This window comes from Aminobacter sp. LjRoot7 (genome assembly GCF_964252895.1).
Taxonomy (GTDB): Bacteria; Pseudomonadota; Alphaproteobacteria; order Rhizobiales; family Rhizobiaceae; genus Aminobacter; species Aminobacter aminovorans_B.
Map to the genome: position 1 here is coordinate 288,058 of NZ_CAXUPX020000002.1, position 21,718 is coordinate 309,775.

Sequence of the window (21,718 nt, forward strand, 5' to 3'; positions counted from 1 at the left end):
GGTCCTCATACGATCATGGGTTCGGCGTAGGAGCCCCAGACGTCTCTCAGCGCGCTGCAGATCTCGCCGAGCGTCGCTCGCGCCTTGACCAGCTCTATCGTCTTGGGCAGCAGGTTGATGTCGTCGGAGCGGGCCTGGTCGGCGAGCTCGGCCAGCAACTGCGTCACCAGGGCGCTGTCCCTGTTGGCGCGCACTGCGGTCAGGCGGTCGATCTGCAACTGGGTGCACTGGTCGTCATAGGGGTGGATGTGGACCTCGGCGGAGCCGCTGGTTTCGTCGACATGCCGGTTGACGCCGACCGAGACCTTCTCGCCGCTGTCGATCTTCTTGAAGGTGGCATAGGCGGAGTCGGCCAGCTTTTGCTGGAACCAGCCTTCCTCGACCAGCTTGATGGCGCCGCCGCGCTCTTTGACCTCGTCCAGCACCTTCCAGATTTCGGTCTCCATGTCGTGCGTCAGGCGCTCGACGAAATAGGAGCCGCCGAGCGGATCGATAACCGACGTCACGTTGATTTCGTCGCGGATGATCTGTTGCGTCCGGATGGCCAGCTTCATCGCTTCCTCGGTCGGGATGGCGAAGGCCTCGTCGAGGCCGTTGGTATGCATGCTCTGGCAGCCGCCGAGCACCGCGCCCAGCGCCTGGATCGCCGTGCGCATCAGGTTGTTGTGGTGTTCGACCTTGGTCAGGCTCATTGCCGCCGTCTGCACATGCACCCTGAGGCGCATCGATTCCGGCTTTTTGGCATGGAACTGCTCGGACATGATCCTGGCGTAGACGCGCCGGGCCGCCCTGAACTTGCAGATCTGTTCGAAGAAATCCTGGTGGCTGATGAAGAAGAACGACAGCCTGGGCGCGAAGTCGTCGATGTCCATGCCGGCGGCGATGACCTCCTCGCAATAGGCGATGGTGAAGGCCATGATGAAGGCGATCTCCTGCAACGCGTTGCCGCCGACGTCGGACAGATGGTAGCCGCTGAGGCTGATCGGATTGAGCTTCGGCGTCGTCCTGGCGCTGTGCATGATCAGGTCGCGCAGCAGCCTGACGGCGGGCCGTACCGGGTAGATCCATTCCTTCTGGGCGACATATTCCTTCAGCGGGTCGGCCTGCAGCGTGCCCGTCAGCTTGGCAAGGTCGTAGCCGCGCCTTTCCGCCACCGCGACGAACATCGCGTAGATCACCCAGGCCGACGGGTTGATGGTCAGCGAGACCGAGATCTTCTCCAGGTCTATGCCGTCGAACAGGCGGTCGACGTCGTCGACGGTATCGATCGCCACGCCGACGCGGCCGACCTCGCCGAACGCCATCGGATCGTCTGAATCGAGGCCCAGAAGCGTCGGCAGGTCGAAGTCGGTCGAAAGCCCGGTCTGGCCGGTCTGGATCATGTATTTGTAGCGCTGGTTGGTCGCCTCGGGATTGCCGAAGCCGGCGACCTGCCGGATCGTCCACGGACGACCGCGATACATCGTCGGATAGGCGCCGCGGGTGAACGGATAGGCGCCTGGAAATCCGAGGTCGCTGGCCGGGATGCCGGCGACGTCGGCTGCGGTGTAGATCCGCTTCAACGGAATGCCGCATTCCGTCTCATAGGCCGGTCTTTCCTCGGGCCGGCTTTTCAGCGTGGCGGCGAGTTCGTTTGCCTCCCACGCGGCCTGCTTTTCCCTGATGTCCTCGATCGCCTCGGCTGAGAACAGTTTCATGCCGGCACCTCATTGTCCCAACCCAGCAAAAGGCAGGCGGCGGCGGACGGATCCATGGTCCGGCTCACCACCGCCTGAACGTGGGTCTCGAGTTCGTCTGCGTCGCGTTTGAACCTGTCCTGGAAAAGCTGCCGGGCGGTGCCGAGGATCCGCGTCCTGCCGATGCTGCGCGCGCGCTGCTGCAACTCGCCGCTGTCCCTGAGATGGTCCCAGTGCCTTGAGATGGCGTCCTTGAGCTCGTTGACCCGTTCGCCCGAAACCGAACTGACCGGCAGCACCGGCGTCTGCCAGTCCGAGCCTGGCCGGCCCGGCCCGAGGGTCATCATGCCGCTGAGGGCCGCGACCGTCGCGGCGGCATCGGGCCTGTCGCTCTTGCTGACGGCGTGAATGTCGGCGATTTCGAGAATGCCGGCCTTGATCGCCTGGATGTCGTCGCCGAGCCCCGGCGCGGACAACACCACGATGGTGTGGGCGGCGGTGACGACTTCGACCTCGTCCTGACCGACGCCGACCGTTTCGATGATGATCGGCGAGTATCCCGCCGCGTCGAGCACATCGACCGCCTGCAGCGTCGAGCGGGCGAGACCGCCGAGATGTCCGCGCGTCGCCATGCTGCGCACAAAGGCCTGGCAGGATTGTGCCGCCTCGCTCATCCGCACGCGGTCGCCGAGGATGGCGCCGCCGGAAAACGGGCTGCTGGGATCGACGGCAACCACGCCGACCTTGTGTCCGTCAGAGGCAAAGGCCCTGATCAGGGCCGAGACGAGCGTCGACTTGCCGGCGCCGGGCACGCCGGTGATGCCGACGACATGGGCCTTGCCGGTGTGCCGGTAGATGTCGGCCAGCGCCTCCGTTGCTTCGGCATATCCCGCTTCGGCGCGGGTGATCATCCGAGCGACGGCGAGCACGCTGCCCTTGAGCACCTCGGGGACAAGCACGGCCGAAGGCACATAGGCCGCACGACGGGCCGGCCGGGATGAGGCGAACGCCGTCATATGCGGCCACGTTCGGCGATCAGGTTCCTGATCGTCGTGACGATCAGGTCGCCCCTGGCTTCCTGCGGCACGATGGCGTCGACGCCGCTGTCCGACAGAGCGGCGTAGTCATGCTCGGGAATGACGCCGCCGGCGACGACGAAAATGTGCTCGGCCTGCTTTTCCCTGAGGCAACGGCCGAGTTCCTGGAACAATGGCAGATGCGAGCCCGACAGCAGGCTGACGCCGATGACGTCGACGTCTTCCTGGATCGCGGCATTGACGACGTCGTTGGGCGATTTGTAGAGGCCGGTGTAGACGACCTCCATGCCGGCGTCGCGCAGGATCCGGGCCACGACCTTGGCCCCCCTGTCATGGCCGTCGAGGCCGAGCTTGGCGACAAGCACCCGGATGGTAACAGGCGTATGCACGTCGATCTCCGCCCTGGCGCCGTCGCCCTGGCTCATGCTGTTCAAGTCGGTCATGTCTGGAGTGCCTTTCACTCTGCGGCGATGCTGGGGCCGCTTGCGCCAGCGGCCAGCCCGGCTTCGATCGCGTCCGAGATGATGCTGAGGCCGAGATCGAGTTCGGCCTCCGAGATCGTCAGGGGAGGGGCGATGCGGAACACGCCGCCCATGCCGGGAAGCTTGACGATGTTCATGCTGAGGCCGCGGCTGAATGCCTCCGCCGCGATCCGTGCGCCGAGTTCATGGTCGGGCTCCCTGTCCGCGCCGTTCCTGACGATCTCGACGCCGAGCATCAGGCCGCGGCCGCGCACGTCGCCGACACATTCATGGCGCTGCTTGAGCTGTGACAGGCCGTCGAAGAGTCTTGTGCCGAGATGGCGGGCGCGTTCGACGAGATTCTCGTCCTCCACCACGTCGAGCACGGTGAGGCCGACGGCCGCCGGCAACGGGTCGGAGACATGGGTGGTGTAGAACAGGAAACCCTTGGCAAAGGCGGCGTCCTCGATCTCGGCCGTCGTCATCACTGCCGAAAGCGGCAGGCCGGCGCCGATGGTCTTGGACAGCGTCAGTATGTCGGGGGTGACGCCGTCGCGCTGGAAGGCAAACATCGTTCCGGTGCGACCGATGCCGGTCTGCGCCTCGTCGAGGATGAGCAGCATGCCGCGCTCGTGGCATTTCTGCTTGAGTGCAGCGAGATAACCCTCGGGCAGTTCCAGCATGCCGCCGCTCGACAGGATCGGCTCGGCGACGAAGGCTGCCAGGCTTCCCGTCGACTGGCTGTCCACCAGGGTGAAGGCGTCGTCGAGCTCGCTGCGCCAGTCCAGCGTGCCGTCGGCATGCCGGAAGCGCGGGCGAAAACTGTTCGGCGCCGGTATGGCGATCGATCCGACGGCGGCAGGGCCATATCCCTTGCGGCCGGCACTGTAGGTCGCCGAGGCCGCGACACCGGTCATGCCGTGCCAGCTCTTGGAGAAGGCGACGATCTCGTGTTTGCCGGTGACCAGCTTGGCCATGCGGATGGCGGCTTCGTTCGATTCGGCGCCTGTCGACAGCAGAAGCGCCCTGTCGAGGCCGGGCGCCAGCCCGGCAAGGCGCTCGGCGAGATCGACGACCGGGCGGGACAGCATGCCGCTGAACAGATGCGCGACCGTCTCGACCTGCCGGCTGACCGTCGAGACGATCCTGGGATGGGCATGGCCGAGCAGGGCGCTCATCTGGCCGGAGGTGAAGTCGAGGATCGGCCTGTCGTCGGCGTCATAGACGAACGAGCCTGCGGCGCGCTCGATGATCGCCGGCTCGAAGCTGCCGCCATAGCGGATCAGATGCTTCCTTGCCGAAGCCCAAAACGCGTGATCCCGGTTGTTCGACATGTCTCACCCCTTTTGATGATGCTCGGGCGAACGATAGGGGTTGGCGTTTGTGCAGTAAAATTGATAATAAAAGGATTCAGATATAAGGGGATTTGATATGCAGGCGCCGCTCGACCTCAGATTGGTGACGACCTTCGTGCGGGCGGCGCAGCTCGGAACCCTGAGTGCTACGGCGGTGCAGGTCGGGCGGACGCAGTCCGCGGTGACGATGCAGATCCAGCGGCTGGAGGAGGTGCTCGGCCAGAGCCTGTTTCACCGCCGGGGCAGCGGCGTCAGCCTGACGGCGAGCGGTACCCGTTTCCTCGCCTATGCCGAGCGCATCCTCAAGCTGCAGGACGACGCGGTCTCGGCTTTTTCGGACAAGGGCCTGCATGGGTCGATCATCTTCGGCAGCCCGGAGGACTATCTGATCGCCTTCTTCCCGGCGATCCTGAAGACCTTCGGCAGCCTCTATCCCGACGTCGAGATCAAGGTCGTCTCGGCGCCGACGGTCGAGCTGCGCGGCCTGCTGCACCAGCGGCAACTCGACTTGGCGCTGGTGTCGACCCCGAATGCCGGCGATTCCCCCGACGTCGTGCGCCCCGAGCCCCTGGTCTGGGTCGGCAGCCGGCCGACGCTGGAACAGCACGAATTCGGCGACGTCATCCCGATGGCGCTACCGGCCTCCAACGCCATGGACCACCGCGCCGCCTGCGATGCCATGGCCCATGCCGGGCTGCGCTACAAGATCTCCTACGCCAGCAACAGCCTGGCCGGATTGATCGCGGTTGCCCGCTCGGGCCTGGCGATCAGCGTCATGACCAAGGAGGCGGTGCCCTCCGACCTCCACATCCTCAACGCGCCTTTGCCGCCGCTTTCAAGCCTCGGCATGCTGATCGCCTATGGCGACGCCGAACGCTCGCCGGCGGTCGAGGCTTTTGCCAATCACATCCGGCAGGTCCTGCCGACGCTGTGAGGTGCGGCCTTGTCGAGGATGCGACTGCCGCGCGCACGAGGCCGGTCGGCAACCTTGCGAATTGAGGTGATTTCGAGCGATTTGCGAAAATTTTGGCTGGGGCGCCAGGATTCGAACCTGGGAATGTCGGTACCAAAAACCGATGCCTTACCGCTTGGCGACGCCCCAACATGCTTCGGCAGCAACAGCAAGCCGCAGCGAGTCAATCGACAGCCGCCTTATATGCAGCGCGCGGCAAAAGCACAATCGCGCCTTTGCAGCTTTCCGCATCATCTTGGGGCAGGTCGCATCGAGTTTGCGCCGGTTGTATGGGGCTCGATCTAACCAACACGCATTCGCCGACGCGCGTCGAATGATCTTGGGCTTATGCAGTCAGGCTCCGATCGAGAGCGATGGCTCAGCCAATCATTCGCCCCAGACAGCGAGCTCGTTTCCCGCCGGATCGACGAAATGGAATCGCCGGCCGCCGGGGAAGGAGAAGATCGGCTTGACGATGGTGCCGCCGGCCTCTTCGACAGCAGTCAGGCTGTCTTCCAGTGCCTCGGAATAGAGAATCGGCAGTGGTTTTGCCGGGACTTCGGCCTGGAAGCCGCCGTCGAGGCCTTCTGAGAAGGCCGAATAGTCGGGGCCGTAGTCGGTGAAGGTCCAGCCGAAAGCCGCACTGTAGAAGGACTTCACATGGTCGAGCGTGCCGCCAACCGCCGCCATTTCGATATAGTCGAGCTTGCCGGTCTTGCGCATGATCGTCTCCGATGTTTGTTCTTGGTATGTTCTATATGAGGCGACGGGTGGCTGCAAGGGTGCCGCGGTGCTGGTTCATTAATCGATTGTAGGACATTCCGTGGCGGAACTGCGCCTTGCCTTTCGCAGCGCAGCATCCTATCGCTCCCCGCAGAAGCAGGCGGAGGCCACCGTCCAGCTCCACACTAAGTCGGCGAGGAGAAGGCATGACCAAGTGGGTTTACAGTTTTGGCGACGGTGCAGCGGAGGGACGGTCCAGCGACCGCGACCTGCTCGGCGGCAAGGGCGCGAATCTCGCCGAGATGTGCAGTCTCGGCCTGCCGGTGCCACCCGGTTTCACCATCACCACGGCAGCCTGCAACTGGTTTTATGCCAATGGCCGCGCCTATCCCGCAACACTTGAAGCCGACGTCCGTGCCGCCCTCGACCATGTCGGCGCCATCACCGGCCGCCGTTTCGGCGATCCGGAAAAGCTGCTGCTCGTCTCGGTACGCTCCGGCGCCCGGGCTTCGATGCCGGGCATGATGGACACCGTGCTCAATCTCGGCCTCAACGACGTTACCGTCGAGGCGCTGGCCGTCGATGCCGGCGATGCACGTTTTGCCTATGACAGCTATCGTCGCTTCATCACCATGTATTCCGACGTGGTGTTGGGCCTCGACCATGAGGTCTTCGAGGAACTGCTCGAAGACGAGAAGGGGCGTCTCGGTTATGAACTCGACACCGAGTTCACCGCGCCGCAGTGGCAGGATGTCATCAAGCTCTACAAGGCCAAGGTCGAGGAAGAGCTCGGCCGCGCATTCCCGCAGGATCCGCATGAGCAGCTTTGGGGCGCCATCGGCGCCGTGTTCCAGAGCTGGATGAACCACCGCGCCATCACCTATCGCCGTCTGCACGACATTCCCGAGAGCTGGGGCACGGCGGTCAATGTCCAGGCCATGGTGTTCGGCAACATGGGCGAGACATCGGCTACCGGCGTTGCCTTCACGCGCAACCCGTCGACCGGCGAGAAGATGCTCTATGGCGAGTTCCTGGTGAACGCGCAGGGCGAGGACGTCGTGGCCGGCATCCGTACGCCGCAGAACATCACTGAAGCTGCGCGCATTGCCGCCGGCTCCGACAAGCCCTCGCTGCAGAAGCTTATGCCGGAGGCGTTCAACACCTTCGTTGCGATCTCCAATCGCCTCGAACAGCATTACCGAGACATGCAGGACCTCGAATTCACCATCGAGCGCGGCAAGCTGTGGATGCTGCAGACCCGCTCGGGCAAGCGTACCGCCAAGGCGGCCCTCAAGATCGCCGCCGAGATGGCCGGCGAGGGGCTGATCACCAAGGACGAAGCAATCTGCCGGATCGACCCGTCGGCGCTCGACCAACTACTGCATCCGACCATCGACCCCAAGGCGCAGCGTGAAGTCATCGCCGTCGGCCTGCCGGCGTCGCCGGGTGCTGCCACCGGCGAGATCGTGTTCTCCTCCGACGAGGCCGAGGAGCTGAAGTCGGCAGGGCGCAAGGTCATCCTGGTGCGCATCGAGACCAGCCCCGAGGACATCCACGGCATGCATGCCTCGGAAGGCATCCTGACGACGCGCGGCGGCATGACCAGCCACGCGGCGGTGGTTGCCCGCGGCATGGGCAAGCCTTGCGTCTCCGGCGCCGGCTCGCTGCGCGTCGATTATCGCGCCGGTACGCTGATCACCATGGGGCATACCTTCCGCAAGGGCGACATCATCACCATCGACGGCTCCAACGGCCAGGTGCTGAAGGGCTCGGTGCCGATGCTGCAGCCGGAACTGTCGGGCGATTTCGCTGCCATCATGGAGTGGGCCGATGCGGCGCGCCGCATGAAGGTGCGCACCAATGCCGAAACGCCGGCCGACGCGCGCATGGCGCGTTCCTTCGGCGCCGAGGGCATCGGCCTTTGCCGCACCGAGCACATGTTCTTCGACGGCGACCGCATCGTGGCGATGCGAGAGATGATTCTCGCCGACACCGAAAAGGACAGGCGCACAGCCCTCGACAAGCTGTTGCCGATGCAGCGTTCCGATTTCATCGAGCTGTTCGAGATCATGGCTGGCCTGCCGGTGACGATCCGCCTGCTCGATCCACCGCTGCACGAGTTCCTGCCCAAGACCGAGGAAGAGATCGCCGAGGTCGCGGCCGCGATGAACGTGTCGGCTGACAAGCTGCGCCAGCGCACCGAGGCACTGCACGAGTTCAACCCGATGCTCGGCCATCGCGGCTGCCGTCTCGCCGTCTCCTATCCGGAGATTGCCGAGATGCAGGCGCGCGCCATCTTCGAGGCGGCCATCGAAGCCGGCAAGAAGACCGGTAGCCCGGTCGTGCCCGAGATCATGGTGCCGCTGGTCGGCCTGATGAAGGAGCTCGACTACGTCAAGGCGCGCATCGACCAGGTCGCGCAGAGCGTGATGCAGGAAACGGGCGTGAATATCGATTATCTCGTCGGCACGATGATCGAGCTGCCGCGCGCGGCCATTCGCGCCCATGTCATTGCCGAGGCGGCGGAGTTCTTCTCCTTCGGCACCAACGACTTGACGCAGACGACCTTCGGCATCTCGCGTGACGATGCGGCGTCCTTCCTCGAGACCTATCGCCAGAAGGGCATCATCGAGCAGGACCCGTTCGTCTCGCTCGACGTCGACGGTGTCGGCGAACTGGTCAAGATCGCCGCCGAAAAGGGCAGGGCGACGCGACCGGAGATCAAGCTCGGCATCTGCGGCGAGCATGGCGGCGACCCGGCCTCGATCCACTTCTGCGAAAGCGTCGGGCTGGATTATGTCTCCTGCTCGCCGTTCCGCGTGCCGATCGCCCGGCTTGCCGCTGCGCAGTCGGCGGTCAAGGCAAAGCGCTAGGGTTTTTCTGCCCGCGAACGACTTGATTCTGCTTGGCTATACCCGATTTGCGAATTGGGTATAGCTTCAGGTGGCTTCGCTGAGCAGCAGGCGGATTGCCGGTTACCACCGCAGCCAAATAGCAGCAGCGGTCATCATCGCGCCAAAATTCGGGCGCCAGTGGCCGCGGTTCCAGACTGCAATTCCCGGAAGTTCGCATGCGCATGCTCGGCAGGTTTTTGATTGGCGTCGGTTTCGCGGCGCTGGTGAGTTCTTCGGCCTCGGCAGCGCTTCTCGAACCCCGGTTGCACCTCAGACCTTCCACCGAATCTACGCCCCGCGTGGCACTGACGCTGGACGCCTGTGGCGGCAAGACCGACGCCCGCATCCTCTCGGCACTCGTCGACAACAAGATACCAGCGACGATCTTCGTGACCGGCAAGTGGCTGAAGCGCAATGGCGAGGCGCTCGCCATCATGCGGGCACATCCCGAGCTGTTCGAGCTGGAAAATCACGGCGCCGAGCACGTCCCGGCGGTCGACACGCCGCGCAGCATCTATGGGCTGAAAAGTGCCGGCAGCACCGAGGCCGTGCAGGCCGAGGTCGTGGCCGGTGCGCTGGCCCTGACCGAGCGCGGCGGGCCGGCGCCGAAATGGTTCCGCGGCGCTGCCGCGCAATACAGCAAGTCATCGATCGCACTGATCCGCAGTCTCGGCTTCAGGATTGCCGGCTATTCGATCAATGGCGACGGTGGCTCGCTGCTCGGCGCGCGCGAAACCGAGCGCCGCGTTTCCTCAGCCAAGGATGGCGACGTCATCATCGCCCACATCAACCAGCCGACCCATGCGGCAGGCGGCGGGCTGGTCAAGGGCTTGCTGGCGCTCAAGGCAAAGGGCTACGCCTTTGTGCGACTCGACGATGTCGAGGATGACGGTACCGACGACACGACGAACTGACCGTCGTGTCGGGGCATCAGGCTGCGGCGCGGAAGGCCTCGACCACGCCGACATAGGCTTCGGCGAGCTTGGCCAACGGGCTGCTGCTGCGGCTGGCCGACTCGACCTTGAGCTTGCCGCCGGTGACAGGCAGCGAGAGCAGCAGGAACTGGCGCCTGGCGCCGTCGCCGATCGATGCCGCGGCGACATGCCTGTCCTCGCCGGCCTCATCGAGGCGCATCTTGAACAGCAGTATGCCGCCGACAGCCTCGAGTGCGTCGTCGACCATGTGGGCGAATTCCGACTCCGAGACGGAGCCTGGAGCGATGGACGGTGCCGCAATGGTGGCGGGGCCGGCTTCCTCGATTTCAGGCACTGCCTCTGTCAGCTCTTCGGGGCCAATCGCGAGGGGCGCGGCGTCGTCCGCCGATGGTACTTCGGCTTCGGCCGAAGTTTCAGCCGCGAGCACAACCTCAGAAGCTTCCTCGGCCTCTGAAACCGCGGCCGTTTCCTCGGACAATTCTTCGGCGGAAAGCTCGATATCGGCGGCCGTTTCCACGACCGGCTCGGATGCAGCCTCAACGACGGCGTCCTCGGCATCGGAAATTGCGAGAGCTTCGTCGCCTGCCGGTATCTCCTCGGCTGCGATCACGTCCTGCTCGACCGTTTCGGCAACGCTGTCCAGATGAGACTCTGGCTCCTGCGATGACGTTTCGTGCTGCGGCAGGGCTTCGTCCTCTGCGCGGGGATGCGTATCCATGTGATCCCTCACAATATCTTACCAATCCCGCCAGCCGGTAACAAAGGTTAACCGGGACCGTGGCCGCAATATGGCCGCTGGATTTGCCGGCTTGGCTTTCCCTTTGGTCAGGCTGGACAATCCGGCTATTGCGCCCAAAATGGCCAGACTAGATCTGGGAGGATCCACATGCTTGGACTGATGCAGGAGTGGCCGCTGCTGTGCCACAAGATCATTGACCACGCCGCACGGCAGCATCCGGACCGGGAGATCGTGTCGCGATCGATCGAGGGGCCGATCGTCCGCACCAATTTTGCAGAACTGCGCACGCGCTCGCTCAAGGTGGCGCAACGGCTGGAGCGTGACGGCTACAACCTCGGCGATCGTATCGCCACGCTGGCATGGAACTCGGCGCGGCATATGGAGGCCTGGTACGGCACCATGGGCATGGGCGCCGTCTACCACACGCTCAATCCGCGGCTTTTCCCCGAGCAGCTCGTCTGGATCATGAACCACGCCCAGGACCAGGCGCTGTTCGTCGACCTGACCTTCATGCCGCTGGTCGAGAAGATCGCGCCGCAGGTCGCCTCGCTCAAGCGCATCATCGTCCTGACCGATGCCGCCCACTTGCCGCCGACGGCGCTGCCCAATGTCGTGGCCTATGAGCAATGGCTGGCCGAAGCCGATGGCGATTTTGTCTGGAAGGCGCTCGACGAACATGCCGCGGCCGGCATGTGCTATACCTCGGGCACGACGGGTGACCCCAAGGGCGTCGTCTACAGCCACCGCTCCAACGTGCTGCACGCGATGATCGCCGTGATGCCTGATGCGATGGGCATTTCAGTGCGCGACGTCGTCCTGCCCGTGGTGCCGATGTTCCATGCCAATGCCTGGGGGCTGGCCCAAAGCGTGCCGATGGTCGGCGCCAAGCTGGTCATGCCCGGCGGCAAGATGGATGGCGCCTCGATCTACGAATTGCTCGACAGCGAACGCGTCACCTTCACCGCGGCCGTGCCGACCGTCTGGCTGATGCTGCTTCAGCACTTGGAGGAAACCGGCAAGAAGCTGCCGCATCTCAACAAGGTGGTGATCGGCGGATCGGCCTGCCCGCGCATGGTGACGGAGAAGTTCGAGCGCAATTACGGCGTCGAGGTCATCCACGCCTGGGGCATGACGGAGATGTCGCCGCTCGGCACGCTCTGCACCATCAAGCCCGAATACGACGACCTCGAGGGCGAAAGCCGACTGAACCTCCAGCAGAAGCAGGGCTACACGCCCTTCGGCGTCGAGATGAAGATCACCGACGACAACAACAACGAACTGCCCTGGGATGGCAAGACCTTCGGCCGGCTGAAGGTGCGCGGCCCCGCGGTATCCGGCTCGTATTTCGGTGGCGCCAGCGCCGAGCAGTTCGATGCCGACGAGTGGTTCGACACCGGCGACGTCGCTCATATCGATGAACATGGCTACATGCAGATCACCGACCGCTCCAAGGATGTGATCAAGTCGGGCGGCGAGTGGATTTCCTCGATCGAACTCGAAAACCTGGCGGTCGGACATCCTGACGTCCAGGAAGCGGCGGTGATCGGGGTCAGACACTCGCGCTGGGAAGAGCGGCCGCTGATGGTGATCGTGCGCAAGCAAGGCAAGGATCCGGAAAAATCAGACATTCTGGCATTCCTCGACGGCAAGGTCGCCAAGTGGTGGATGCCTGACGATGTCGCCTTCGTCGACGAGATTCCCCATACGGCGACTGGCAAGATCCTGAAGACGGCGCTGCGCGAGAAGTTCAGGGATTACCGGCTGCCGACGGACACTGCGGCGTAAGCAAGTTCATGTGCGGGAAGGGGGCGCGAGCCGCCTTTCCGCTTCAACCGGAGCCGGAAACCCTCTAGTTTGGCCGGGCAGCGATTTCTGCCGTGGGGACGGCAGTGCTGCCATGTACGCTGGGTGGGTAACGGGGTTCCATGGCTGAGTTCCAGACGAGATATCATGAGGTGCGCACCACGCGTTCGGCGGGTCTGTCGCGGGGCATGGCTTCGTTTGCCGCGGTTCTGCTGATCACCGCAGTGCTCGGCCATCGCCGCGGCCTGGTCGACACGACGGCGTTCTTCTGGGTGCTGGGCATCGTCGCGCTGCTCGCCGCTTTCGCGTTGCTGTTGTCCGGCTTTGCCTTTTCGCGGCTGTGGAAGTTTGGTGACCGGGGCGGGCACGACCTGACCTTCGGTGCGCTGCTGGGGTTGGCGGTGCTCGCGCCGTTCGGTTTCGTCGCCTACCAGATCGCCACCTTGCCGATGCTGCGCGACATCTCGACCGATGTCGAAGATCCGCCGGCGCTGACGGCTGCGGCCTCGCTCAGGACGTCAGCCATGAACAGGCTCGAAATCCCAACCGCAGGCGAGCGCACCCTTCAGACACAGTCCTATCCGCTGGTCGCCGGGCGTCGCTACGACCTGTCACTCGACCAGGTGCTGCAGAGTGTCTCGGCCGTGCTCGCTCGGCAGGGTTGGGAGATCGTGGTGCCACCGCCTGCCGCCGACAAGGCTGTCGGCGAAGTCGACATCGAAGCGGTGGCGCGAACCTTCATCCTCGCCTTGCCCTCCGACGTGGCGATCCGGCTGGTGGATGACGGCGATTCGACATTCGTCGACATGCGCTCGGCTTCCCGCTACGGGCGGCACGACCTCGGCGAGAACGCCGGGCGGATCACGGTTTTCCTGGCCGAGCTCGATCAGGAGATCGCCAATCAAGCGGGAACCGCGACCACGGCGACGCCCGAGCAATAGCCTTATTTGACCAGGGAATAGACGCTGTCGATCGCCGGAGCCTCGTTGCTGGCGGCCTGACCGCGGCCGACAAGGTCCTCGAGATGGGCGAGCACCGAAAGCCCGGCGGCGCCATAGAGGCTGGGATCGGTATTGCGATAGATCGCACGCACGATGTCTGGGATAGAGCTGTCGCCGGCGGCGAGGCGTTCGAGGATCGCGGCCTCGCGCATCTGGCGATGGGCTTTCAGGCCGCGTACGAAAATCTGCGGCGAAACGACCGGGCCGCCATGACCGGGCAGATAGGTACTGTCGTCGCGTTCGATGAGTTTGTCGAGCGATGCCATGTAGTCTGACATCGCCCCGTCAGGCGGTGCCACGATCGAGGTCGACCAGGCCATGACGTGGTCGGCTGAAAACAGGATGCCGCTGCCTTCAAGCGCGAACGCGGCGTGATTCGCCGCGTGGCCTGGGGTCAGCACAGCCCGCATGCACCAGCCATCGCCATCGACGACCTGGCCGTCGGCGACAGTGAGGTCGGGGATAAAATCGGTGTCGCTGCTCGCATCGAGTGGTGCGACTTCGCCGATGCGCAGCGGACGTGCCGAGCGATGCGGCCCTTCGGCGACCGTCACGGCACCGGTAAGCGCCTTCAGCCGGGCCGCCAGCGGCGAGTGGTCGCGATGGGTGTGGCTGACGAAAATATGGCTGACGGGACGGCCTGCAATGGCGCGAAGCAGCGCTTCGAGATGCGCGTCGTCGTTTGGTCCGGGATCGAGCACCGCCAGCGTGTCGGTGCCGATGATGTAGCTGTTGGTGCCATGGAAGGTAAAGGCGCTTGGATTGTTGGCGGTGAGCCGCACGACGCCGTCGGCGACAGCAACAGTCTGGCCGTAGGCAGGATCGAAGCGTGTGTCGAAATCGAGGGACATGACCGGCCGATATCTGTGAGTTCGAGATGCCCAAGGCAAATTCGTTTGCCGCTTAGCATGGAAGACAATATAGGGAAAACCATGTTTGGCGTGCCTCGGCGCGCATACCACAAGGGGATTTACATGGCCGCTGCATCCAGTTCCACCGCGCTCATCTCGGCGGCATTGCCTGAAAAGGGTGCGACGCGCCTGGCGACCCAGCTTTTGCTGGCCATTGCAGGTTCGCTGCTGCTTATCGCTTCGGCCAAGACCAAGGTCGTGCTCGGGCCGGTCGACATGTCGCTGCAGACGCTGGCCGTGCTCGGCATCGGCGCGGCCTATGGCCTGCGCCTCGGCGTGGCGACACTGCTGCTCTACATGGCGCAGGGCGCCATGGGGTATCCGGTGTTCCAGAGCACGCCCGAAAAGGGCATCGGCATTACCTACATGCTCGGTTCGACCGGCGGCTATCTACTGGGCTTCGTTGCCATGGCGGCAATCGTTGGCTGGGCCGTCGACCGCGGCTGGGGCCGCAGCATCGTCAAGATGCTCGGCGCGATGCTCGTCGCCGAAGTCGTCATGATGGCGCTTGGTTTCTCCTGGCTTTCGCTGCTGATCGGCGTGGAAAAGTCCTGGCAGTTCGGCGTCGTGCCGTTCATCGTGCCGGATCTGATCAAGGTGGCACTGGCTGCAGCAGCCGTTCCGGCGATCTGGGCGCTGCTGCCCAAGAAGGCCTGATCGCTTCAATCGAGCGATGGATTTGCAGACGCCCCGGCCTTAGAAAGGCCGGGGCGTTTTGCATTTGAAGAGCAGTGAATTCATGACCGTTCTCGTCACCGGCACGGCCGGCTTCATCGGTTTCCACGTCGCCCGACGCCTTCTGGCTGATGGCCATGAGGTCGTCGGCTTCGACAGCGTGACCGACTACTACGACACGTCGCTGAAGGCGGCGCGGCTGGAGTTGCTGGCCGAACATGGCGATTTCCGCTTCATCCAGGCCGATCTGGCCGATGCGGCGGCGGTGAAAGCCGCTTTCGAATGCCGGCCGGAGATCGTCATCAACCTCGCGGCACAGGCCGGCGTGCGCTACTCGCTGGAAAATCCGCAAGCCTATGTCGATGCCAACGTCACCGGCTTTCTGAACATCCTGGAAAATTGCCGCGCAACGCAGCCGAAGCACCTGATCTATGCTTCGTCGAGTTCGGTCTATGGCGGCAACAAGAAGCAGCCCTATTCGCCGCACGACGGTGTCGACCATCCGGTCAGCCTCTATGCCGCTACCAAGAAGGCAAACGAGCTGATGGCGCATACCTACAGCCATCTGTTTGGCGTGCCGGCGACGGGCCTGCGCTTCTTCACCGTCTACGGGCCATGGGGCCGACCCGACATGGCCTATTACAAGTTCACTCGCGCCATCTTCGCCGGCGAGACCATCGATATCTACAACAATGGCGACATGTACCGCGACTTCACCTATGTCGACGACATCGTCGAAGGCATCGTGCGGCTGATCGACCTGCCGCCCAAGGCCGACCCGGACTATGACATCGCGGCCGGCGGGGCATTAGGCAGCTGGGCGCCGCATCGCGTCATGAACATCGGCAACCGCCGCAAGGAACATCTGATGGAGATGATCCGCATTCTCGAACGCGCGACGGGCCGCGAGGCGGTGAAGAACTTCATGCCGCTGCAGCCGGGCGATGTGCTGAGCACCTGGGCCGATGTCAGCGACCTCGAAGCATTGATCGGCGAGCTGCCACACACGCCGATCGAGGAGGGGCTTGTCCGCTTCGTTGACTGGTACGGCAGGCATTACCGCGTCCAGTAAAAGGGGCGCACCGCCGATGAGCAGGCCAATCAGACGTACTGGCCTCCGGTTGTGGCAGAACCGCTGCTTCCGCCGGGCAGATAGCTAGCTCCGCCGCCGTTGGTGTCGATGACCGAGTTGGTCGCGACCGAGTAGCGCGCGCCGGTCGCGGCGCCCAAAAAGGTGTTGCCGTTTATCTGTAATAGCGATCCGGAGAATATCCCTGCGAACCAGTTTGAGAAGGCAGGTGTGCCGGTGATGTTGATCGTGCGGCCGATGTTTGAAATGACTGCGCCGAGCGTTGCGTAGATATGCGCAACCGCTCCGCCCGAAATGCTGTAGTTGCCGTAGGACCTCAGAACCCCACCAAACCCAACCTGCAGGTGCACAGAGGAAGTGCCGCTGAATGCGCCAAACTCGATGTTCGACCATTCTACGGTCGAGTTCTCGCAATAGATGCCGGCGATGAAGTTGCCCGTGTTGGTGAGCTTGATGCCGGCGACGCGCCAACGTCCAGTGACGTTGACTGCCGAGAAGTTGAAGCTGGTCGTCAGAGACGAAGTCACATTGGAGGGAGTGGTCAAATCCCCCTGGATAGTGATTGGCCCAGTCCCGATGTAGCTTTTGAACGCGACAGCATCGGCATAAGTGCCGGTGCCAATCTGGATTGTCACATTATAGATCGAGAGGTCGAGGGCGGCGGCGGTGTCGACGGCCTTCTGGATGGTCAGAAATGCGCCGCCGGCGTTGTTGACCAGGCCGGTGTTACTGTTGGAGCCGTCGGTCCGGACATAATAGGTGCGGTTGGTGGTAAGCATGTCGCGGACATGCCTCTTGGCTACCACCTGGTTCTGGTCAGTCAACGTCAGCGCGGCCGGCAACAGTACGCGCCCATCGGTGCGGCTGACCTTCACGGCTTCCGTCCAGGCCGAACCATCGGGCGACACTTTGAGATGCCAGTCGTCGTCGCCGGCGAGGCCGAACTCGACCCTTCCTGAGTAGCCGGTCTGGAAAAGCAGGGAGGCGTTGTCGCCGGATGCGGCCTTGTTGATCTTGACCTGGTGGCCGGCGCCTTGATTGTCTAACAGAACCGCCGGGCTTTTCACCGAAAGCCGGTTGGTGGCATCCGCCGTTGTGTTGACGCCGACCATCGCAGCCGGATTGATGCCGAGTGCAACCGCATCGAGCCAGATGGTGCCGTCATAGGCGAAGATGCGTTGCTCGTCGGCGACCCAGGCGAGCCAACCCTTGACCGGGGCGTGGAAAGCCCAGACGCCGTCCTGCCAGGCAGCGACCTGGCCACTTTTGCCAATCCAGCCGCCGGTGGCCGAGGCCGCGACGATGTAGCGGTCGCCTTCGATGGGCAGAGCGGGTGGCGCCGCCAGATGCCGGTCGAGCACCGAAAGCTGCACGACGACGTCGAGCGCCAGCAGCGCCTCGTTGTGAGTGACGTGCTTTTGCGCCTGCGAAGGCATGATGAAGGGCATCTTGAGGTTGGTCGTTTGTTCCAAGGCGGGCTCCTGTCGTTGGCATTTGTCCAATGATAAGGCTGCGCGGAGGGACGTTGAAAAACGAGCGTGTCTATCCACGCTTCAAGCTGTCGGGAAGTGCCTAGGGTTCCAGGAAGAATCTGAACGCCTGTCCAAGAACAAATTTCGCGCCAAAATCAGCTGCCTGACCACGCCGGGGAATTGCATTCCAGAAGATGTGGAACACGGGCAAAAACTGACTGTGCGGGCAGTGGTTTTTGGTCGTGGGCTGCTTGCGACACAGCTAATTTGTGCGACACTGCAAGCCAATCGGTCGTTTCGGCACAAAAACCGCGGCCAAGGAACGATTTCCGAAGGCTTTTCAATGCTTGCCAGACTGACTCACCTGGACCGTCTCGAGGCGGAGGCGATCCACATTTTTCGTGAGGTCGCTGCCACTTTCACCAAGCCTGTGATGCTCTATTCCGTGGGAAAGGATTCCTCGGTCCTGTTGCATCTGGCGATGAAGGCCTTCTATCCCGCCAAGCCGCCATTCCCGTTCTTGCATGTCGACACGACGTGGAAATTCCGCGAGATGATCGAGTTTCGCGACACCATGGCGCGCGAGCTCGGCTTCGACCTGCTGGTCCATGTCAATCCGGACGGCGTCCGCGACAACATCAACCCGTTCGATCACGGCTCGAACACGCACACCCACGTGATGAAGACGGTTGGGCTGCGCCAGGCGCTCGACAAATACGGCTTCGACGCAGCCTTCGGTGGTGCCCGCCGCGACGAGGAGAAGTCGCGCGCCAAGGAGCGCATCTTCTCCTTCCGCAATGCCCAGCATGCCTGGGATCCGAAGAACCAGCGCCCGGAAATGTGGAAAATCTTCAACACCCGCGTCGCCGCAGGTGAATCGATCCGCGTATTCCCGCTCTCCAATTGGACCGAGCTCGATATCTGGCAGTACATCCTACAGGAAAACATCCCGATCGTGCCGCTCTATTTCGCCAAGCATCGGCCGGTGGTCGAGCGCGACGGCATGCTGATCCTGCGCGATGACGACCGCATGAAGCTGCGGCCGGGCGAGGTGGTAGAAAACAAGCTCGTGCGCTTCCGCACGCTGGGTTGCTACCCGCTGACCGGTGCCATCGAATCCGACGCCGACAGCCTCGAGGGCATCGTCAGCGAGATGCTGACCGCCCGCACCTCCGAGCGGCAGGGACGCCTCATCGACCGCGACGAAGCCGGCTCGATGGAAAAGAAGAAGCGCGAAGGGTATTTCTGAGAATGCGCCACGCCATGGCCACCAAGATTGAGGCCGCCGAGAGCGTCCGCGAGTATCTCGCCGGCCAGGAGCAGAAGTCGCTCCTGCGCTTCCTGACTTGCGGCTCGGTCGATGACGGCAAGTCGACGCTGATTGGCCGGCTTTTGTCCGACACCAAGCAGATATTCGAGGACCAGCTCGCCGCGCTCGAACGCGATTCGCGCAAGCACGGCACTACCGGCGAGGACGTCGATTTCGCGCTTCTTGTCGACGGTCTGGAGGCCGAGCGCGAGCAGGGCATCACCATCGATGTCGCCTACCGCTTCTTCGCCACGCCGAAGCGCAAGTTCATCGTCGCCGACACGCCCGGCCATGAGCAGTACACCCGCAACATGGCGACGGGTGCCTCGACTGCCGACCTCGCCATCGTGCTTGTCGATGCGCGGCAGGGCGTGCTGCGCCAGACGCGCCGACACTCGATCATCGCCTCGCTGCTCGGCATCAGGAACATCGTCGTTGCGATCAACAAGATCGACCTTGTCGGCTTCGACCAGGGCGTGTTCGACCGCGTCACTGCAGAATATGCGAGCTTTGCCGAAAGCCTCGGCTTCAAGTCGATTGTGCCGATCCCGATGTCGGCGCGCTTCGGCGACAACGTCACGCGACGCTCGGACAAGATGGGCTGGTACTCCGGCCCGACCCTGATCGAGCATCTGGAAACGGTGGTCGTCGAGGAAGAGGCGACCGACCGGCCGTTCCGCTTCCCCGTGCAATATGTGAACCGGCCCAATCTCGATTTCCGTGGGTTCGCCGGGACGATTGCATCAGGTTCGATCTCGCAGGGCGACGAGATCGTCGTTGCCAAGTCGGGCAAGCCGTCGACAGTCAAGCGTATCGTCGCCCATGGCGGTGACCTGCGCAGCGCCGTTGCCGGCCAGGCGATCACCATCGTGCTCGAAGACGAGGTCGAGGTTTCGCGTGGCAACCTGCTGGTTTCGCCCGATGCTCGCCCCGATGTCGCCGACCAGTTCGCCGCCAATGTCGTCTGGTTCGACGAGCAGGCGCTGCTGCCTGGGCGCTCCTACATCCTGCGCACAGAGACCGATCAAGCAAGTGCTACAGTCACCGAGCTGAAGTACCGCATCAACGTCAACGACTTCGCCCATGAAGCGGCGAAGTCGCTGGAGATGAACGAAGTCGGCGTCTGCAACATCTCGACCCAGTCGACGGTGGCCTTCGACAGTTTTGCCGAGAACCGCACCACCGGTGCCTTCATCCTGATCGACCGGATCAGCAACGCCACCGTCGGTGCCGGCATGATCCTGCACCCGCTGCGGCGGTCGGAAAACATCCACTGGCAGTCGCTCGACGTGACCCGCCATGCCCGCGCCGACCTCAAGAACCAGCGCCCGGCCGTGCTGTGGTTCACCGGCCTGTCCGGCTCGGGCAAGTCGACCGTCGCCAACATGCTGGAAAAGAAGCTGCACGCGGCCGGCCGCCACACCTACATCCTCGACGGCGACAACGTCCGCCACGGTCTCAACCGCGACCTCGGCTTCACCGACGAGGATCGCGTCGAAAACATCCGCCGCGTCGCCGAAGTCGCCAAGCTGATGGCCGATGCCGGCCTGATCGTCATCGTCTCGTTTATCTCGCCGTTCCGCGCCGAGCGCCGCATGGCGCGCGAACTGATGGGGCAGGGCGAGTTCGTCGAGGTCTTTGTCGATACGCCGTTCGAGGAATGCGCCAAGCGCGACCCGAAGGGGCTTTATGCCCGTGCACTCGCCGGCGCGATAAAGAACTTCACCGGTGTCGATTCGCCCTATGAAACGCCGGAGAATCCTGAGATTCATCTCCAGACACTCGGCAAGACCCCTGAAGAGATGGTCGAGACCGTCGAGACCTGGCTGAATGAGCGAGACATTGCAGAGCATCAATACGACGACGGCGGCGGCATCTGACGAAGCCATACTCGCACTGTTCGAACGCCTGGCTGTCGAGGCCGGGCAGGCGATCATGGAGGTCTACAACTCCGAGATCACGGTGACGGACAAGGCGGACGCCTCACCCGTCACGCAAGCTGACAGGGCTGCAGAAAAGATCATCCTCCAGGGCTTGCGGATGGCCTTTCCCGGCGTGCCTTGTGTTGCCGAGGAAGAGACGTCGGAGGGTGTCGTTGCGCCCGATCTCGGCCGCGCCTTCTTCGTCATCGACCCGCTCGATGGAACCAAGGAGTTCGTCAAGCGGCGCACCGACTTCACCGTCAACATCGCGTTGGTCCGCGACGGAGCCCCCGAAATCGGTGTCGTTTACGCACCGTGCACCGGACGCTTCTTTGCCGGCCGACCCGGCAAGGCCGAAGCGTTCGAGATCGTCGACGGCGTGGCCGCCGGCCGGCGCCAGATCCATGTGCGCGAAGGACGCGAGCCGCTGACCATCGTCGCCAGCCGCTCGCACCTGACGCCCGAAACCGAAACCTTCATCAAGCGCGTGCATGCCGCCGAGATCGTCTCGGTCGGCTCGTCGCTGAAGTTCTGCCTGCTGGCATCAGGAGAGGCCGACCTCTATCCGCGCTTCGGCAGGACGATGGAATGGGATACGGCTGCCGGCGATGCGGTTTTGCGCGCAGCGGGTGGTACCACGCATACGCTAGACGGTGCGTCGCTGGTCTATGGCAAGCGCAACCAGGTCAACGACGCGGATTTCGCCAATCCGCATTTCGTCTCGAGCGGCCGGATCATCGACCCGGCCTTCATGTTCTGACTT

At 63.5% G+C, this 21,718-nt stretch carries 18 protein-coding genes and 1 tRNA gene; 10 read left to right on the forward strand and 9 right to left on the reverse strand.

Going from position 1 to position 21,718, the window contains the following annotated elements; all coding sequences use genetic code 11:
* Positions 1–5: 5 nt before the first annotated feature.
* From ACSQ3E_RS07085 to ACSQ3E_RS07100, 4 genes are read right to left on the reverse strand one after another with little or no spacing between them, the layout of a single operon-like run.
* On the reverse strand, positions 6–1,697 hold the full coding sequence (locus ACSQ3E_RS07085; protein ID WP_436122146.1) for a methylmalonyl-CoA mutase family protein: 1,692 nt from the start codon (positions 1,695–1,697) through the stop codon (positions 6–8).
* A complete protein-coding gene (gene meaB / locus ACSQ3E_RS07090) occupies positions 1,694–2,692 on the reverse strand; it encodes a methylmalonyl Co-A mutase-associated GTPase MeaB (RefSeq protein ID WP_436122147.1) in 999 nt (332 codons plus the stop codon). The genes ACSQ3E_RS07085 and meaB overlap by 4 nt, the downstream gene beginning before the upstream one ends.
* Entirely contained in the window at positions 2,689–3,156 is a 468-nt protein-coding gene (locus ACSQ3E_RS07095; RefSeq protein ID WP_436122148.1) for a cobalamin B12-binding domain-containing protein, read from the reverse strand. The genes meaB and ACSQ3E_RS07095 overlap by 4 nt, the downstream gene beginning before the upstream one ends.
* A 14-nt stretch (positions 3,157–3,170) precedes the next feature.
* On the reverse strand, positions 3,171–4,508 hold the full coding sequence (locus ACSQ3E_RS07100) for an aspartate aminotransferase family protein (protein WP_436122149.1): 1,338 nt from the start codon (positions 4,506–4,508) through the stop codon (positions 3,171–3,173).
* A gap of 97 nt (positions 4,509–4,605) precedes the next feature.
* Between ACSQ3E_RS07100 and ACSQ3E_RS07105 the strand changes: the two genes are divergently transcribed.
* Complete coding sequence (locus ACSQ3E_RS07105) at positions 4,606–5,463, forward strand: LysR family transcriptional regulator (RefSeq protein ID WP_436122150.1); 858 nt, start codon at positions 4,606–4,608, stop codon at positions 5,461–5,463.
* Positions 5,464–5,556: 93 nt separating this feature from the next.
* Here ACSQ3E_RS07105 and ACSQ3E_RS07110 read toward each other — a convergent pair.
* A tRNA-Gln gene (locus ACSQ3E_RS07110) sits at positions 5,557–5,631 on the reverse strand.
* Positions 5,632–5,868: 237 nt separating this feature from the next.
* Positions 5,869–6,204, reverse strand: a complete 336-nt coding sequence (locus ACSQ3E_RS07115; protein ID WP_436122151.1) for a VOC family protein — start codon at positions 6,202–6,204, stop codon at positions 5,869–5,871.
* Positions 6,205–6,410: 206 nt separating this feature from the next.
* Here ACSQ3E_RS07115 and ppdK point away from each other — a divergent pair, with 206 nt between their 5' ends.
* Both ppdK and ACSQ3E_RS07125 read left to right on the forward strand, forming a co-directional pair.
* Positions 6,411–9,077, forward strand: a complete 2,667-nt coding sequence (ppdK, locus tag ACSQ3E_RS07120; protein ID WP_310323196.1) for a pyruvate, phosphate dikinase — start codon at positions 6,411–6,413, stop codon at positions 9,075–9,077.
* Positions 9,078–9,274: 197 nt separating this feature from the next.
* Positions 9,275–10,012, forward strand: coding sequence for a polysaccharide deacetylase family protein (locus tag ACSQ3E_RS07125; RefSeq protein WP_436122152.1), 738 nt, complete (start codon positions 9,275–9,277; stop codon positions 10,010–10,012).
* 16 nt (positions 10,013–10,028) lie between these two features.
* On the opposite strand, the gene ACSQ3E_RS07130 is transcribed toward ACSQ3E_RS07125, so the two are convergent.
* Positions 10,029–10,751, reverse strand: coding sequence for a hypothetical protein (locus ACSQ3E_RS07130; RefSeq protein WP_436122153.1), 723 nt, complete (start codon positions 10,749–10,751; stop codon positions 10,029–10,031).
* Positions 10,752–10,919: 168 nt separating this feature from the next.
* Here ACSQ3E_RS07130 and ACSQ3E_RS07135 point away from each other — a divergent pair, with 168 nt between their 5' ends.
* Both ACSQ3E_RS07135 and ACSQ3E_RS07140 read left to right on the forward strand, forming a co-directional pair.
* Entirely contained in the window at positions 10,920–12,557 is a 1,638-nt protein-coding gene (locus ACSQ3E_RS07135) for a fatty-acid--CoA ligase (RefSeq protein WP_436122154.1), read from the forward strand.
* Positions 12,558–12,697: 140 nt separating this feature from the next.
* Complete coding sequence (locus tag ACSQ3E_RS07140) at positions 12,698–13,516, forward strand: DUF1499 domain-containing protein (RefSeq protein WP_436122155.1); 819 nt, start codon at positions 12,698–12,700, stop codon at positions 13,514–13,516.
* 2 nt (positions 13,517–13,518) lie between these two features.
* On the opposite strand, the gene ACSQ3E_RS07145 is transcribed toward ACSQ3E_RS07140, so the two are convergent.
* Positions 13,519–14,427 (reverse strand): MBL fold metallo-hydrolase, encoded by a 909-nt coding sequence (locus tag ACSQ3E_RS07145; RefSeq protein WP_436122156.1) that lies wholly within the window; start codon positions 14,425–14,427, stop codon positions 13,519–13,521.
* 123 nt (positions 14,428–14,550) lie between these two features.
* Here ACSQ3E_RS07145 and ACSQ3E_RS07150 point away from each other — a divergent pair, with 123 nt between their 5' ends.
* Positions 14,551–15,144: a biotin transporter BioY gene (locus ACSQ3E_RS07150; RefSeq protein ID WP_436122157.1), complete on the forward strand. Its 594-nt coding sequence runs from the start codon at positions 14,551–14,553 to the stop codon at positions 15,142–15,144.
* Between the two features lie 82 nt (positions 15,145–15,226).
* Positions 15,227–16,234: an NAD-dependent epimerase gene (locus ACSQ3E_RS07155; protein ID WP_436122158.1), complete on the forward strand. Its 1,008-nt coding sequence runs from the start codon at positions 15,227–15,229 to the stop codon at positions 16,232–16,234.
* Between the two features lie 29 nt (positions 16,235–16,263).
* Here ACSQ3E_RS07155 and ACSQ3E_RS07160 read toward each other — a convergent pair whose 3' ends face one another.
* Entirely contained in the window at positions 16,264–17,700 is a 1,437-nt protein-coding gene (locus tag ACSQ3E_RS07160; RefSeq protein WP_436122159.1) for a DUF2793 domain-containing protein, read from the reverse strand.
* Between the two features lie 367 nt (positions 17,701–18,067).
* Here ACSQ3E_RS07160 and cysD point away from each other — a divergent pair, with 367 nt between their 5' ends.
* The 3 genes from cysD to cysQ are packed head-to-tail and all read left to right on the forward strand — an operon-like array spanning position 18,068 to position 21,715.
* Positions 18,068–18,973 carry a sulfate adenylyltransferase subunit CysD gene (gene cysD, locus ACSQ3E_RS07165; RefSeq protein ID WP_310323208.1) on the forward strand — a complete coding sequence of 302 codons (906 nt, stop codon included), beginning with the start codon at positions 18,068–18,070 and terminating at the stop codon, positions 18,971–18,973.
* Between the two features lie 2 nt (positions 18,974–18,975).
* Positions 18,976–20,913: a sulfate adenylyltransferase subunit CysN gene (cysN, locus tag ACSQ3E_RS07170; RefSeq protein WP_436122160.1), complete on the forward strand. Its 1,938-nt coding sequence runs from the start codon at positions 18,976–18,978 to the stop codon at positions 20,911–20,913.
* Positions 20,864–21,715 (forward strand): 3'(2'),5'-bisphosphate nucleotidase CysQ, encoded by an 852-nt coding sequence (gene cysQ, locus ACSQ3E_RS07175; protein WP_436122161.1) that lies wholly within the window; start codon positions 20,864–20,866, stop codon positions 21,713–21,715. Before cysN ends, cysQ begins: the two co-directional genes overlap by 50 nt.
* Positions 21,716–21,718: the final 3 nt, after the last annotated feature.

Coding starts and splice junctions, on each gene's coding strand:
- ACSQ3E_RS07085 (WP_436122146.1), bottom strand. CDS start 1,697: ATGAAACTGTTCTCAGCCGAGGCGATCGAGGACATCAGGGAAAAGCAG.
- meaB (WP_436122147.1), bottom strand. CDS start 2,692: ATGACGGCGTTCGCCTCATCCCGGCCGGCCCGTCGTGCGGCCTATGTG.
- ACSQ3E_RS07095 (WP_436122148.1), bottom strand. CDS start 3,156: ATGACCGACTTGAACAGCATGAGCCAGGGCGACGGCGCCAGGGCGGAG.
- ACSQ3E_RS07100 (WP_436122149.1), bottom strand. CDS start 4,508: ATGTCGAACAACCGGGATCACGCGTTTTGGGCTTCGGCAAGGAAGCAT.
- ACSQ3E_RS07105 (WP_436122150.1), top strand. CDS start 4,606: ATGCAGGCGCCGCTCGACCTCAGATTGGTGACGACCTTCGTGCGGGCG.
- ACSQ3E_RS07115 (WP_436122151.1), bottom strand. CDS start 6,204: ATGCGCAAGACCGGCAAGCTCGACTATATCGAAATGGCGGCGGTTGGC.
- ppdK (WP_310323196.1), top strand. CDS start 6,411: ATGACCAAGTGGGTTTACAGTTTTGGCGACGGTGCAGCGGAGGGACGG.
- ACSQ3E_RS07125 (WP_436122152.1), top strand. CDS start 9,275: ATGCGCATGCTCGGCAGGTTTTTGATTGGCGTCGGTTTCGCGGCGCTG.
- ACSQ3E_RS07130 (WP_436122153.1), bottom strand. CDS start 10,751: ATGGATACGCATCCCCGCGCAGAGGACGAAGCCCTGCCGCAGCACGAA.
- ACSQ3E_RS07135 (WP_436122154.1), top strand. CDS start 10,920: ATGCTTGGACTGATGCAGGAGTGGCCGCTGCTGTGCCACAAGATCATT.
- ACSQ3E_RS07140 (WP_436122155.1), top strand. CDS start 12,698: ATGGCTGAGTTCCAGACGAGATATCATGAGGTGCGCACCACGCGTTCG.
- ACSQ3E_RS07145 (WP_436122156.1), bottom strand. CDS start 14,427: ATGTCCCTCGATTTCGACACACGCTTCGATCCTGCCTACGGCCAGACT.
- ACSQ3E_RS07150 (WP_436122157.1), top strand. CDS start 14,551: ATGGCCGCTGCATCCAGTTCCACCGCGCTCATCTCGGCGGCATTGCCT.
- ACSQ3E_RS07155 (WP_436122158.1), top strand. CDS start 15,227: ATGACCGTTCTCGTCACCGGCACGGCCGGCTTCATCGGTTTCCACGTC.
- ACSQ3E_RS07160 (WP_436122159.1), bottom strand. CDS start 17,700: ATGCCCTTCATCATGCCTTCGCAGGCGCAAAAGCACGTCACTCACAAC.
- cysD (WP_310323208.1), top strand. CDS start 18,068: ATGCTTGCCAGACTGACTCACCTGGACCGTCTCGAGGCGGAGGCGATC.
- cysN (WP_436122160.1), top strand. CDS start 18,976: ATGCGCCACGCCATGGCCACCAAGATTGAGGCCGCCGAGAGCGTCCGC.
- cysQ (WP_436122161.1), top strand. CDS start 20,864: ATGAGCGAGACATTGCAGAGCATCAATACGACGACGGCGGCGGCATCT.